This is a genomic window from Actinomadura latina NBRC 106108 (assembly GCF_001552195.1).
Classification (GTDB): Bacteria; Actinomycetota; Actinomycetes; order Streptosporangiales; family Streptosporangiaceae; genus Spirillospora; species Spirillospora latina.
This window is the reverse complement of sequence record NZ_BCQS01000005.1, coordinates 296,590-309,749: the sequence shown is the minus strand read 5'-3', so window position 1 is coordinate 309,749 and position 13,160 is coordinate 296,590. Positions and strand designations below refer to the sequence as shown.

Annotated in this window: 14 protein-coding genes; 5 read left to right on the top strand and 9 right to left on the bottom strand. The window is 72.8% G+C overall.

Features of this window, described 5'->3' with window-relative positions; genetic code table 11:
- Positions 1-91 precede the first annotated feature (91 nt).
- The 3 genes from AL2_RS07740 to AL2_RS07730 form a co-directional block, all read right to left on the bottom strand.
- Complete coding sequence (locus AL2_RS07740) at positions 92-2,233, bottom strand: beta-glucosidase family protein (RefSeq protein WP_067631389.1); 2,142 nt, start codon at positions 2,231-2,233, stop codon at positions 92-94.
- Positions 2,233-2,793 (bottom strand): carboxymuconolactone decarboxylase family protein, encoded by a 561-nt coding sequence (locus AL2_RS07735; RefSeq protein WP_067631388.1) that lies wholly within the window; start codon positions 2,791-2,793, stop codon positions 2,233-2,235. Before AL2_RS07735 ends, AL2_RS07740 begins: the two co-directional genes overlap by 1 nt.
- 77 nt (positions 2,794-2,870) lie before the next feature.
- Entirely contained in the window at positions 2,871-3,923 is a 1,053-nt protein-coding gene (locus tag AL2_RS07730; protein WP_067631386.1) for a polyprenyl synthetase family protein, read from the bottom strand.
- Between the two features lie 199 nt (positions 3,924-4,122).
- On the opposite strand from AL2_RS07730, the gene metF reads away from it, so the two are divergent.
- A complete protein-coding gene (metF, locus tag AL2_RS07725) occupies positions 4,123-5,058 on the top strand; it encodes a methylenetetrahydrofolate reductase [NAD(P)H] (RefSeq protein ID WP_067631384.1) in 936 nt (311 codons plus the stop codon).
- Here metF and AL2_RS07720 read toward each other — a convergent pair.
- The 5 genes from AL2_RS07720 to AL2_RS07700 are packed head-to-tail and all read right to left on the bottom strand — an operon-like array spanning position 4,995 to position 7,665.
- Entirely contained in the window at positions 4,995-5,597 is a 603-nt protein-coding gene (locus AL2_RS07720) for a GNAT family N-acetyltransferase (protein WP_067631382.1), read from the bottom strand. The genes metF and AL2_RS07720 overlap by 64 nt on opposite strands.
- A 10-nt stretch (positions 5,598-5,607) precedes the next feature.
- On the bottom strand, positions 5,608-5,940 hold the full coding sequence (locus AL2_RS07715; protein WP_067631379.1) for a hypothetical protein: 333 nt from the start codon (positions 5,938-5,940) through the stop codon (positions 5,608-5,610).
- A gap of 17 nt (positions 5,941-5,957) precedes the next feature.
- Positions 5,958-6,791 carry a hypothetical protein gene (locus AL2_RS07710; protein WP_157438052.1) on the bottom strand — a complete coding sequence of 278 codons (834 nt, stop codon included), beginning with the start codon at positions 6,789-6,791 and terminating at the stop codon, positions 5,958-5,960.
- A 59-nt stretch (positions 6,792-6,850) separates the two neighbouring features.
- A complete protein-coding gene (locus AL2_RS07705) occupies positions 6,851-7,201 on the bottom strand; it encodes an arsenate reductase family protein (RefSeq protein ID WP_067631375.1) in 351 nt (116 codons plus the stop codon).
- Positions 7,201-7,665, bottom strand: coding sequence for a YbaK/EbsC family protein (locus AL2_RS07700; RefSeq protein WP_067631373.1), 465 nt, complete (start codon positions 7,663-7,665; stop codon positions 7,201-7,203). The genes AL2_RS07705 and AL2_RS07700 overlap by 1 nt, the downstream gene beginning before the upstream one ends.
- A gap of 23 nt (positions 7,666-7,688) precedes the next feature.
- Between AL2_RS07700 and AL2_RS07695 the strand changes: the two genes are divergently transcribed.
- From AL2_RS07695 to AL2_RS07680, 4 genes are all read left to right on the top strand, one after another.
- Positions 7,689-8,480, top strand: coding sequence for a L,D-transpeptidase family protein (locus tag AL2_RS07695; RefSeq protein WP_067631371.1), 792 nt, complete (start codon positions 7,689-7,691; stop codon positions 8,478-8,480).
- Positions 8,481-8,761: 281 nt separating this feature from the next.
- A complete protein-coding gene (locus AL2_RS07690; protein WP_245666429.1) occupies positions 8,762-9,259 on the top strand; it encodes an SAV_6107 family HEPN domain-containing protein in 498 nt (165 codons plus the stop codon).
- A gap of 211 nt (positions 9,260-9,470) precedes the next feature.
- On the top strand, positions 9,471-10,658 hold the full coding sequence (locus AL2_RS07685) for a CoA transferase (RefSeq protein ID WP_067631370.1): 1,188 nt from the start codon (positions 9,471-9,473) through the stop codon (positions 10,656-10,658).
- A gap of 134 nt (positions 10,659-10,792) precedes the next feature.
- On the top strand, positions 10,793-12,202 hold the full coding sequence (locus AL2_RS07680) for an MFS transporter (protein WP_067631368.1): 1,410 nt from the start codon (positions 10,793-10,795) through the stop codon (positions 12,200-12,202).
- 68 nt (positions 12,203-12,270) lie between these two features.
- Here the strand turns inward: AL2_RS07680 and bldD are convergent, their stop codons facing one another.
- Positions 12,271-12,765 carry a transcriptional regulator BldD gene (gene bldD / locus AL2_RS07675; protein ID WP_021597992.1) on the bottom strand — a complete coding sequence of 165 codons (495 nt, stop codon included), beginning with the start codon at positions 12,763-12,765 and terminating at the stop codon, positions 12,271-12,273.
- Between the last annotated feature and the right edge of the window lie 395 nt (positions 12,766-13,160).

The following is a 13,160-nucleotide window of genomic DNA, read 5'->3' as shown; positions in this document are numbered from 1 at the left end:
GAGAACTCCGACTCGGCGGGGACGGACGAAGATTTTCCTTATTTGTACCGCGTCACGGCTGAGCACGGCAGGGGAACCGAGATCTTTGTTTTTACTGGCATGTCCCCAATGTCCCCGTTTGAGCGATCTTTCGGGACGAGGCGCCGACCATGACCTTGTAGCAGCCGTCCGCGACCTTCCACGCCTTCGCCTCCTCGTTCCAGTAGGCGAAAGACCGCGAGGAAAGCGGGAACGTCACCGTCGTGCTCTGGCCCGGCGCGAGCGTGACCTTGGTGTAGCCCTTGAGCTGCTTGGGCGGCTGCGGCACGTCCACACCCGGCGACGGCATGCCGATGTAGAGCTGCGGGACGGCGACTCCGGCGCGCTGGCCCGTGTTGGTGACGGTCACCTGGACCGCCTTGGTGCTCGCCTTGAGGCCGCTGTAGGAGAACGTCGTGTAGGACAGGCCGTGCCCGAACGGGAACTGCGGCGCGATGCCCTTCGCGTCATAGTGCCGGTAGCCGACCATGACGCCCTCGGAAAGGGTGATGGTCTTGTCGACGCCGGGGTACTGCGCGGCGTTCCCGGACGCCGGCGCGTCGTTCTCGGCCACGGGGAACGTCACCGGCAGCCGTCCACCGGGGTCCACGTCCCCGTACAGGACGCGCGCCAGGGCGCTCCCGGCCTCCTGACCCGGATACCAGGCCTCGACGATGCCCTTCACCCGGCCGGCCCAGGGCGTCAGCACGGGGCCGCCCGTGTTCAGCACGACGATCGTGTTGGGGTTGGCCTTGGCGACCTCGGAGATCAGCCCGTCCTGGTCGCCCCGGAGCGGCTCGCCGCACTGGAGCGTCAGGCACGACTTGTCGAAGAACTCGCCCTGGCTGTCGGTGGCGAACACGATCGCGACGTCGGCGTTCCGGGCCGCGTTCGCCGCGGCGCCGCGGTCGTCGCCGTTGGTGTAGGAGATCGCGGTCCCGGCCCCGGCGCGGCGGGCGATGCCGTCCTGCGCGCTGACGGCCGTGAACGGCACGACCTTCGCCGAGCCGAACCCGCTCGGGCTCTCCTGCGCGGCCCGCCCGATCAGCGCGATGGACTTCGGCGCCTTCAGCGGCAGGGCGCCGTCGTTCTTCAGCAGCGTGATCCCCGCCTCCTCGATCCGCCGCGCGGCGGTCTGGCTCGCCGCCCGGTCGATGCGGGACAGGTCGTTCGGGTACGCCTGCCGGTCGAACACCCCGAACGCGAACATCGTCCGCAGGATGTTGCGGACGTGCCCGTCCACGGTCGCCTGCGTGACCTTCTGCTGCGCGACGGCCATCTTCAGCAGGAACGCGTTGTACTTCATGCCGAGCGGCAGCTCCATGTCGAGCCCGCCGTTGGCGGCCGCCACGGTGTCCTGCACGGCGGTGTGGTCGGACGGCACGAACCCCTTGAAGCCCCACTCCGATCGCAGGATCTTGTTGAGGACGGCGTCGTCCTGGCACGCCCACCGGCCGTTCAGCTTGCCGAACCCGCACATGACGGTGGCCGCCCCGGCCTCCTTCACCGCGGCCTCGAACGGCGGCAGGTAGATCTCCCGGAGGGTGCGCGGGTCCACCTTCATGGCCAGCGACAGCCGGTCCTGCTCCTGCGTGTAGACGGCCATGTGCTTGACCGACGTCATCACGCCCTGCGCCTGCGCGCCCTTGATCCACGGGACGCCGAGCGTCGCCGACAGGTACGGGTCCTCGCCGAAGCCCTCGAACGTCCGGCCGTTGCGGGGCGTGCGCAGGACGTCCACGGTCGGGCCGAAGACCAGGTCGTTGCCGCGGTGCCTCGCCTCCCACGCGACCGTCCCGCCGTACAGCCCGGCGGCGGCCGGGTCGAACCCCGCCGCGAGCGCGATCGGCGCGGGCAGCGCGGTCGCCTTGCCCTGCCGGACGCCGGCCGGGCCGTCGGACATGTAGACGGGCGGGATGCCGAGCCGCTCGATGCCGTGGTTGGTGTCGGCGTGCGCGTCCTCGAAGAACCCGCCGAGCGGGCCGCCGAACGGGTCGTCGGACGCCAGCAGCGCGATCTTCTCGTCGCCGGTCAGCTCCGGCAGCAGCAGCGCCGTCCGCGCGTCGGGCGTCAGCGACGTGTCGCACCAGGGCCGCTGCGCCGGGTCGCCGCAGCGTCCCGCCGCGGCCCGCGCCTGCCCGGGCGCCGGAACCGCCGTCAGCGCCAGCACGGCCGCGAGCGCCCCCGCCGCCGGGAGCCACCGTCCCGCTCGCATCAGTGCCCCTCCTCGTTCCGGGCTCCCTGCTCGTTCTGGACACGCAGGGCGTTCAGGGTGAAGGCGACCATGTGGTAGTGGCCGATCAGCATGACCAGCTCGATCAGCTCGCGCTCCCCGAACCGGGTGGCGAGCTCCGTCCACGTCGCGTCGGTGACCGTGCCGCGCGCGTGCAGCTCGTCCGCGGCCGTGAGGACCATGTGGTCGTCATCGCTCCAGCCGTGGCCGTCGAGGTCGAGCTTGAGCGCCGCGATCTCGGGCTCGGTGAGCCCGGCGTCGAGCGCGAGCCCGCGGTGGTGGTCCCACTCGTAGGCGCAGGACCGGTGGTGCGCCGTCCGCATGATCGCCAGCTCGCGGTCCCGGGCGCCCAGCGTGCCGTGCATCAGCAGCATGGAGCCGAAGCCGATCCACGAACGGAAGAGCTCGGGATGGCGGGCGAGCGTGGTGAAGATGTTCAGCGGCCCCGTCGTGGCGGCCACCGCCTTGAGCACGTCGTCCCACTGGTCCTCGGGCAGCGGGTCGAAGCGCGGGACGCGGTTCCCCGGGGTGTCGGCGCACATGGCGACCTTTCTGCCACCAATCAGTGGGAAAGTTCTAGTGCACCGGGAAAACTTGGCCGGATCGTGTCATTCGGTACTCATGTGCTGCGGGTGGTGGCGGCGACGGCCAGCGCCGCGAGGGCCTGCCTGGACCCGGCGTCGATGGCGGCGGCGTCCAGGATCCGCTCCGCCTCGCGCTGGTAGCGCTCGATCAGGGCCTCGCAGGCGGCGAGGCCGCCGGTCTCCTCGATGATCGTGCGCAGCTCGTCCACGCCGGGCCGGTCGAGGGCCGGGTCGCCGAGACGGCGCCGCACCGCGTCGGCCTGCGCGGCGGAGGCGCGTTCCAGGGTCAGCGCGATCAGCACGGTCCGCTTGCCCTCGCGGAGGTCGTCGCCGGCCGGCTTGCCGGTAGCGGCCGGGTCGCCGAACACGCCGAGCACGTCGTCGCGGAGCTGGAAGGCGATGCCGAGCGGGAGCCCGTAGCCGGTGAGCGCCGCGGTCACGTCCGGGCGGGCGCCGGCCAGCGCGGCGCCGAGGTGCAGCGGGCGCTCGATCGTGTACTTGGCGCTCTTGTACTCGACCACGCGCAGCGCCGTCGCGACGGTCGCCCGCCCGCGGGTGCCCTCCAGCATGTCGAGGTACTGGCCGCACATGACCTCGGTGCGCATCAGGTCGTAGACGGCCCGGCCGCGCCGGCGGCGCTCGGTGTCCAGCCCGCACGTCTCGAACATCTCGCTCGACCAGGCCAGGCACAGGTCGCCGAGCAGGATGGCGGCGCCGCCGCCGAACGCCTCCGCGTCGCCCGGCCACGCCTGCGCGCGGTGCAGCGCCTCGAACCGGCGGTGGGCGGACGGCTGGCCGCGGCGGGTGTCGCTGGAGTCCATCACGTCGTCATGGATCAGCGCGCTCGCCTGGAGCAGCTCCAGGGACGCGGCGGCGGCCACGATGCCGGGGCCGTCCTCGCCGCCCGCGGCGCGCCACCCCCAGTAGCAGAACGCCGGCCGCAGCCGCTTGCCGCCGCTCAGCAGGGCGTCGAGCGCGGACAGCAGCGGCCCGAGGTCGTCGCTGATGGCCAGCAGCGCGGGACGCTGCCGGTCGACGAAGCCGAGGAGGGCTTCGTCGACCTCCTTGCGAATACGGCTGGTCGACATGCCGAGATCGTATCCACCTGGGGCGATTCAACCTTGCCCGCGGAACGTGAGAAGTCACTGGATCACCGGGAACAGAGACATAACGCCCGTGAGGTGTGGTGAGCATCACGCACAACGGCGGCTTCGGGCCCCGCCGCGGGCCTCCGGCGGGCTCCGCGGGCCTTCCGTAGGCTCCGCGGGCCTTCTGTAGGCTTGGGGAATGCGACGCGCACGCCCCGACCGGGCCCCGACCGTCCGAGAGCTGCTGGCCTCGGGAGGCAGGTCCTTCTCGTTCGAGTTCTTCCCGCCCAAGACCGACAAGGGCGCGCGGAACCTGTGGCGTACGATCCGCGAGCTGGAGTCCCTGCACCCGACGTTCGTGTCGGTGACCTACGGCGCGGGCGGCGGTACCCGCGACACGACCGTCGACATCGTCGAGCGCATCGCGACCGACACCACGCTCACCCCGGTCGCGCACTTCACCGCCGTGAACCACTCGCAGGCCGAGCTGCGCAACCTGATCGGCCGGTTCGCGGCGGCCGGCGTCCGCAACGTCCTCGCGCTGCGCGGCGACCCGCCCGGCGACCCGATGGGCGAGTGGGTCAAGCACCCCGACGGCGTCGAGTACGCCGCCGAGCTGGTCCGGATGATCCGCTCCTACGGCGACTTCTGCGTCGGCGTGGCCGCGTTCCCCTACAAGCACCCGCGCTCGCCCGACGTCGACAGCGACGTCCGGTACTTCATCGAGAAGTGCCGGGCCGGGGCCGACTACGCGATCACCCAGATGTTCTTCCGCGCCGAGGACTACTTCCGGCTCCGCGACCGCGTCGCCGCCGCCGGCTGCGACGTGCCGATCCTGCCGGGCATCATGCCGGTGACCCGGCTGAGCACGATCGAGCGGTCCGAGCAGCTGTCCGGCGCGCCGTTCCCGCCCGAGATCAGGGCCCGGTTCGACGCCGTCGCGGACGACCCCGAGGCGGTGCGGCGGCTCGGCGTCGAGCACGCCGCCGAACTGTGCCGCGAACTGCTCGACCAGGACGCGCCCGGCATCCACTTCATCACGTTCAACAAGTCGACGGCGACGCGCGAGGTCTACTCGCTCCTCGGCGCCGGCGAGTACGGCGCCAGGGGCAGCGTCCCGCCCATGACCGCGTAGCGCGGCCCGCCGCCCGGGAACTCGAAGTGGGGCAGCAGGTCCACCATGCCGACCGATCGGTAGAGATTGCGGGCCGGGGTGTCCGGCGCCCGGTCGAGCGTCGACAGGACGACCGTCCGCTCCTGCCTGCCCTCGCACAGCGCGTTGAGCAGGCTCCGGCCGAGGCCCTTGCCCTGGGCCTGCGGATGGACGTGCAGCTCGGCGACCTCGAACGCGTCGTCCAGCCACGCCTCGGCGTGCTCGGGCCCCTCCAGGTCCGACAGCGCCTGGTGGACGACGTCGTGCCACCACTGGCCGCGCGTCCCGTGGAACCCGTACGCGAAGCCCTGGACGGGCCCGGTCAGGACGGGCAGCGCCCCCCGCCGCTCGACCACGAACGCGCGGAACCCCGGGTACGAGGCGTGCCGCTCCATGATCGTGTGCCGGCCGGGGAGCTGCTCGTCCGGCGGCTCCATCGCCGACGCGTACACGTCCAGCATCGGGTTGAGCCTGCGTAGGAAGGCGCGTTCGTCGATCTCGCGCAGCTTCGGGTCCCTCACCGGACAGAGCCTAGACCCGGGGGACGGTCCGCTGCGTCGCGGAGAGCCGATCGTAGATGTCCCAGAGGATGCGGTCGGCGGCCTTCTTCAGCGCCCCGCGCTCGGCGTCGAGCCGCCCGCCCCACGTGCGCGCCTCCGGGCCCAGCCACGCGTCCGTCCCGCGCAGGGTCTTCACCGGCGCGTCGAGGGCCTGCCGGAGCCGGTCGATGCCGCCGTAGGCGTCCGCGTACGCCTGGTACAGGCGCTGGTACTCGGGGTTGGGCCGCTCGGTGGGGGACAGCTTGGCGGCGGCCGCGCCGGTGAGCGGCACGGGCAGGCTCCCGGGAGGCGGGGGAGCGGCCATGGCGACCTCTCGAGCTCTCAGGCGACGTTGGTCGCTTCCGGTTGGTGCAGACCGAGCTCGGCGATGGCCGCGCGCGTCCGCTCGCTCATGTCCGCCCCCAGGAGCACCTGGACGGCGATGGGCCGGACGCCCGCGCGGTCGGCCTCGGCCAGGAAGGCGCGCAGCCACTTCACGTCCATCGTCAGGTGGTGACCGGCGATCCCGAGCGATTCCTGGACGGCCTTCACCTTCGCCCCGTCCTCGTCGGCCGCCTTCAGCAGGTCGGCGGTCGCGGCGGGCCCGAGCCGCTCGTACAGCTTCTCGGTGTAGTCGGGGTCATCGGCGTTGGCCTTGAGGTGCTTCCAGACCGAGTCGGGGACGGGCCTGCCGTCCTGGACGGCCGCCACCACGGCCAGGGCATCGGTCTTGGCGGCTTTGGCGGCGGCCCGCCGATCGGGGAAGTTGCCGATGTCCCCGGCGCCCCTCGGAGTCGGCTTGGGCGCGGTCTTGCGCGGCGGCGGCTCGACGGGCCGGGGCGTTCCGGCGGGGGCCCTGCGGGGCCTGCCCGGCGCCGGGGCGGGCGCGGGCGGCGGCGGGGCGCCGACCCCGCCGCCGGGGGAGGGATGGGTGATCGCGTAGTTGTAGCGCCGCGAGAGCATCCCGAGCTGGTCGGCGGCCCACTGCGCCACCTGGTCGGCCTGCCGGTAGCCGGCCGCGGACACCCCCGGCGGCGGACGATGCGCGTTGAGCCAGCCCTGGATCGCGTTCTGCGCGTCCTGCAGCTGCCTGATGACCTGATCGAGCGCGGGCGGGTCGATCCCCCGGAACTCCGGGTCGCGCGCCGCCGGGCCCGTGCGCATCTGGGCTGTCATCGCACCTCCGGAGGTCACCGATCGCAGACGTGCCCCGACTCCCCAGAATCACACCGCTGTCACTGGCTGTCGAGGGCCTTGCGCACCGATTCCTCATCACGGGCCACGACCGCGCCGCCGCCGGTCACCACGATCGGACGCTGGATCAGCACCGGGTTCGCCACCATGACCTCGATCCACCGCGCCCGGTCGCGCTCCATGTCCTTGAGCCCGAGCTCCTTGGCGACCGGCTCGTTCAGCCGCGCCACGTCCCACGGCTCGGCGCCGACGCGCTTGAGCACCTCGTCCAGCTCGTCCGCGGTGGGCGGCTCGTCCAGGTAGCGGCGTTCGGTGTACTCGACGCCGGCCTCGTCCAGCGCGGCCTTCGCGGCGCGGCTCTTCGAGCAGCGCGGGTTGTGCCAGATCTCCATCACTCCACCTCCGCGGGGGTTCCCCCGGTGATCCTCAGCAGTTCCTCGTACGACGTCGCGAAGACGGTGTGCGGGTGCCCGCCGGCCGCCCAGACCTCGCCGTACCCGTTCAGCCAGACGTCCACGAGCGTACGGATCGGCGCCGGATGGCCGACCGGCGCCACGCCCCCGATCGGCTGCCCGGTCGCCTCCCGGACGAACTCCGGCGTCGCCCGGCGCACCTTCGCCGCGCCCACCAGGGCCGCGACCTTGGCCGTATCCACGCGGTGCGCGCCGCTGGTCATCACCAGCAGCGGGGCCCCGTCGGCGTCGAACAGCAGGCTGTTGGCGATCGCGCCGACCTCGCAGCCCAGCTGGTCCGCCGCGGCCTGCGCCGTCCGCGCGGAGTCGGGAAGCTCGACGACGGTCCCGGTCGCGCCCTGGTCCCGCAGGGCCTTCGCGACGATTTCGGCATTCGGATGCATGGGAAGCACTTTAAGCTTCCTCCATGCGCGGGATACCGATCGACGTGCGGAAAAGCGCGGTGCTGCTGATCGCGGCCGTCGCCCTTGCTGGTTGCGACGGGTCGGAGCAGGCGGCTCCGCGCGCGCAGGAGGGCACACCGGCCAGGACGGCGCCGGCGACGCCGCCTCCGACGCCTACGCCGGCACCCGTGCGGCGCAGGCTGAAGCCGGGCGCGAAGGGCGACGACGTCACGGAGCTCCAGCACCGCCTCAAGGAACTGAACTACGACCCGGGCAAGGCGGACGGGAAGTACGGGCCGTCCACGCAGACGGCCGTGTGGGCGTTCCAGGCGGTCAACCGCATGAAGCAGACGAGCACCCTGGGCAAGTCCTTCTGGGAGGCCCTGGAGGCGCCCAGGGAACCGCGTCCGATGGCCAAGAAGCGCGAGAGGAACCGCGTCGACGTCGACCTGAAGCGGCAGTACCTCGTCCTCTACAGGGACGGCAAGCCCCGCCTCATCTCGCACATCTCGTCCGGCTCGGGGGAGTACTACTGCGCCAAGGACCGCGGCGCCACCGTCGCCCGGTGCCGCTACGCCACCACGGGCACGGGCGACTTCCGGACGGGACGCCGCTTCGCCGGCTGGGAGACCTCGCCCCTCGGCCGGCTCTACAACCCCGTCTACTTCAACGGCGGCATCGCCTTCCACGGCGCGCTGGACGTGCCGAAGTATCCAGCGTCACACGGCTGCGTCCGGATGCCGATGCACATCGCCGAGTACTTCCCGGGCCTCCTCGAGACGGACGTCCCCGTGCACGTCAGGCGGCCCCGGTAAGGCTTCGCCGACGCCGCCCGGCGAACTGTCGTACGCCGCTGCTCTACTGTCGGCATGCCCGCTGACCTGCGGGGAACGACACACCTTCGAACACGTTGACGAATCGCCGTCAGGGCGGTTTACTGTGAATGCGTCGAACTTATGTTCGAGGCTGGTGCGGGACTCGCGGCCCGCGCCAGGGCGACGTCCCCGCCGATCGCGGTGTTTCGGCGGGACGGACGGCCGGGCGGAGTGAGGGGAAGCTCTCCGCCCGGTCGGCCCGAGCCCGGAAGGAGGCACACATGTCCGCAGCGATGACCGCACGCGGAGTCCACTCCGCAGCACAGCCCGTCCCGCCGCCGAGCCCACGCCACCGTCCGCTGCCCGCGCCGCGTCCGGCGCACACGGCCGTCGGCCAGCTGCACGCCGCCCGCATGGGCCTCGCCGAGGCGGCCGAGGCCTCCTCGCCCGCCGTCCGCTACGTCTGCGCCCACCTGGCCGCGCTGCGCGCCGCCGCCGCGGTGCTGGCGTCCAAGGAGCCGCTGGAGACCCACCGGCGCGGGCGTCCGCGCAGCGTGTGGGTGCTGCTGCCCGAGGCCGAGCCCGCACTGCGCGAGTGGGCCGCGTTCTTCGCCGCCGGCGCCGACAAGCGCGCCGCCGCCGAGGCGGGCCTCCCGCGCGCCGTCACCCCGCGCGAGGCGGAGGAGCTCGTGCACGACGCGGAGGTCTTCGTCACCCTCGTCGAGGACACCCTCGGCATCGACGGGCAGCCCACCCTGCCCGTCCCGGAGGCCAGCTAGCCATGTCCGGAGGCCCGTCCCACCTCCCCGGGGCCGGCCTCCGCCGGAGCCGGGCCGTTCCGCCCGCCCTCACCATGGGCCTGGCACAGGGCGGCGGCCCGGCCCCGGCGTCCCCGACGATCGCGCCGGCGGCGGCCGCAACCCCCCGAGCCGGCCCCGCCGGCGCGATCCCCCCGCGAACGCGGAGGAGGGGCCTGATAGACATCGCTGCATGACGGGAACGCTGCCGCTGGACGGGATGCGCGTGATCGAGCTGTCCAGCTTCGTCGCGACGCCGCTGGGCGGGATGACCCTCGCGCAACTCGGCGCGGACGTCGTCCGGGTCGACCAGGTGGGCGGCGGCCCCGACATCGACCGGTGGCCGCTCGCCCCGTCCGGCCGGAGCCTGTACTGGGCGGGGCTGAACAAGGGCAAGCGGTCCGTCACCGTCGACCTGCGCTCGCCAGAGGGCCGCGAGGTCGTCGCCGGCCTCGTCGCGGAGAGCGGCGTCGTCCTGACCAACGCGTCCCCGCGCCCGGGACTCGCCTACGACGAGCTGAAGGCGGCGAGGCCCGATCTGATCCACGTCCAGCTCCAGGGCACCCGCGACGGGGGCAACGCCGTCGACTACACGGTGAACGCCGCGATGGGCTTCCCCGCGATCACGGGCCCGCCCGGCCGGGACGAGCCGGTGAATCATGCGCTGCCCGCCTGGGACGTGGCGTGCGGCCTCTACATGGCCATCGGCCTCCTGGCGGCCGAGCGGCACCGTCTGCGCACGGGCGAGGGACAGAGCGTCCGGATAGCTCTGCAAGACGTCGCCCTGGCCACCGCGGGAAACCTGGGATACCTCGCAGAGGCGCAGCTGGGCCAGTCCAGGCCGCGCCTGGGCAACCACCTGTTCGGCGACTTCGGGCGCGACTTCGCCACCGCCGACGGCCGCGTCATGGTCGCCGTGCTCACCGCCCGCCACTGGCGCGACCTCGTGGAGGCCACCGGGCTCGGCGAGGTGAGCACCGCCCTCGAACGCGCCCTCGGCGCCGACTTCCGCCGCGCCGGCGACCGCTTCACCTACCGGGAGGCGCTCGGCGGCGTCCTCGCCCCCTGGTTCGCGTCCCGCACCTGCGACCAGGTCGAGGACGGCCTGAAGGGCACGTCCGTCCTGCGCTCCCGCTACCGCGACTTCACCGAAGTGGCGGCCGCGCTGCACGACGAGCCCCTCATGGGCCGACTCGACCAGCCCGGCGTCGGCCCCCACCTGGCCCCCGGCTCCCCGCTGCGGCTCGGCGGCGCCTCCCCGGCTCCCGCCCTCGCCCCCACCCTCGGCGAACACACGACCGAGGTCATGCGGCAGATCCTGAACCTGACCCCTGACCGCATCGCGGAACTGCGGCGGACCGGCGCCATCGCGGGCCCCTGACCCCTGCCGGCGGCGTGGTCACGCGAGCGGCCGGAGCACCCGGCGGGTAGGCGCGGGACGACGGCCGCCATGGCCATCGGCGGTGCTTTGTCCTGATATGAGATTGTTAGGGCGGCGAAGTATGGGAGGACGCGGTGGCGGCGCGGGGCGGGCGCGGGCTGGTTCCGCTGCTCGCGTTCCTCGGCGTGATGGCCTACTCGCTGTCCATGGCCGTGGTGACGCCCGCGCTCCCGCAGATCCAGGACGGCCTGGACACCACGCCGGCGGGCGCCGCGTGGGCGCTCACCGCGATGACGCTGTCCGCCGCGGTCGCCACCCCGGTGGTCGGGCGGCTGGGCGACCTGCACGGGCCGCGGCGCGTCCTGCTCACCGTGCTCGTGATCGCGACCGCGGGCATGGTCGTCGCCGCCCTCGCCCCGTCCGTCCCGGTCATGCTGGTGGGACGGGTCCTCAGCGGCATCGGCGGCGGCGTCTTCCCGCTCGCGTACACGATCATCCGGGACGTCGTCCCGCCCGCCCGGACGGCGTCCGCGGTCGGCCTCATGTCGTCCATGCTCGGGCTCGGCGGCGCGGTCTCCTGGTGCCTGGCGGGGCCGATCATCGACCTGCTCGGCTGGCGGTGGCTGCTCTGGGTGCCGGTGCTCGGGCTGGTGCCCGGCGCCGCCCTCGCCTGGTGGATCGTCCCGCGGCCGCCCCCCAGGGAGGCGGCCAAGGTGGACTGGTGGGGCGCCGTCCTTTTCGCCGCCTGGCTGGTGGCCGCGCTCACCGCGCTGACCGAGGCCATGGACTGGGGCTGGACGTCCCCCGGCGTCCTCGGCCTGCTGGCCCTGTCGGCCGTGACCGCCTGCGCCTGGCTGCTGGTCGAGGGCCGCGTCTCCGAGCCCCTGGTCGACCTGCGCCTGATGCGCGTGCGCGGTGTCTGGACGGCGAACGCCGCGTCCCTGCTCTCCGGCTACGCGCTCATGGCGGGCGGCCTGCTGTTCCCGCTGCTCGTCCAGCTCCCCGAGGACACCGGGTACGGCTTCGGCGGGACGGCCACCCAGGCTGCCCTCCTCCAGTTCCCCGCGAGCATCGGCATGACCGCCGCGGGCATGACCGCGGGCCTGCTCGACCGGCGGATCGGCTCGCGCATGGTGCTGTTCGGCGGCGCGCTGATGACCGGCCTCGGCTACGCGTTCGTGGTGTTCCAGCACGCCGCCATGTGGCAGCTCTACGTCGGCGGCCTGGCCAGGGGCATCGGCCTCGGCTTCGCCTACGCGGCCGTCGCGAACCTCGTCGTCGCCGCCGTCCCCGCGGGCGAGACCGGTGTGGCGACCGGCGTCAACACCCTCATCCGCACGGTCGGCGCGTCCCTCGGGACGCAGGTCAGCGCGGTCGTCATCGTGGTGGTCCCCGGCGAGAGCGGCTACACGACCGGCTTCGCCATGAGCGCCGCCGCGATGGCCGCCGTCCTCCCGCTGGCCCTCCTCGCCCCCCGCCGCCGGGCGCGCGGACGCGGAACGGGGCCCGGCGCGGTGCCGGACCCCGTCCCGGTCGTTCGGTGACGCAGGTGGTGCCGTGCGTCAGGTGGTGCGTGTGTCAGGTGGTGCTGTGTATCAGGTGGTGCTGTGTATCAGAAGGACTCGACGGCGCGGCGCGCCTCCGGGTCCAGGACTCCCCAGCCGATCAGTTCTTCGGTCAGCTCGGTCGGAGACTTGTCGTAGATGACCGCGAGTGAACGCAGGTCTTCCTGGCGGATGGACAGGACCTTTCCGTTGTAGTCGCCCCGCTGGCTCTGGATCGTCGCGGCGTAGCGGGCGAGAGGACCGGCCTTGTCTTTCGGAAGCTGCTGCAACCGCTCTAGATCGATCACGAGCTTGGGTGTAGGCCCGAGCGGGCTCGGCGCGGCTCCGCCGGGCAGCAACTCGGATACCGGCACGCCGTAGAAATCGGCGAGCTCGGCCAGCTTCTGAACGGTGACGGCGCGGTCGCCCCGCTCGTACGAACCCACGACGACGGCCTTCCAGCGGCCGCGTGACTTCTCCTCCACCCCGTGCAGGGACAGGCCCTGCTGGGTGCGGATGGCGCGCAGGCGCGCGCCGAGAGCCTTAGCGTATTCAGACGGCATTCTGCGGCCCCCAGGCTCACTTTCGTCGTCGTCGGACCCCGGCTTGTCACCGGGGGGAGACAGATTCGCGAAGCCAGGGGGCCTCAGGAGTCCGTCTCCAGGGATGGTTACGGACAGTGACGGTAAAACGGGTACGGCCCCAGGTCAAGCTGATTGGAAAAAGCGGTCGAATCCGCAGGACTCGATCCGGGCCGTCCGGATCGCCCGCACGCCGTGTGGACGCGGCGTGCGGAGCCTGTCACGGTGGTCGCGGGGCGCTCGAATGTGACCCCTCTCACCTGCGAAGACGTGGACCGGTCCGGGTGCGAGGCGGTCCGGGCCGGCTGCTAACGTGGGGGAGACACGACGTCCTTTAAGGCCCGTCCCGTGAGGCGGGGAAGGAGGTTTCGGCGGTG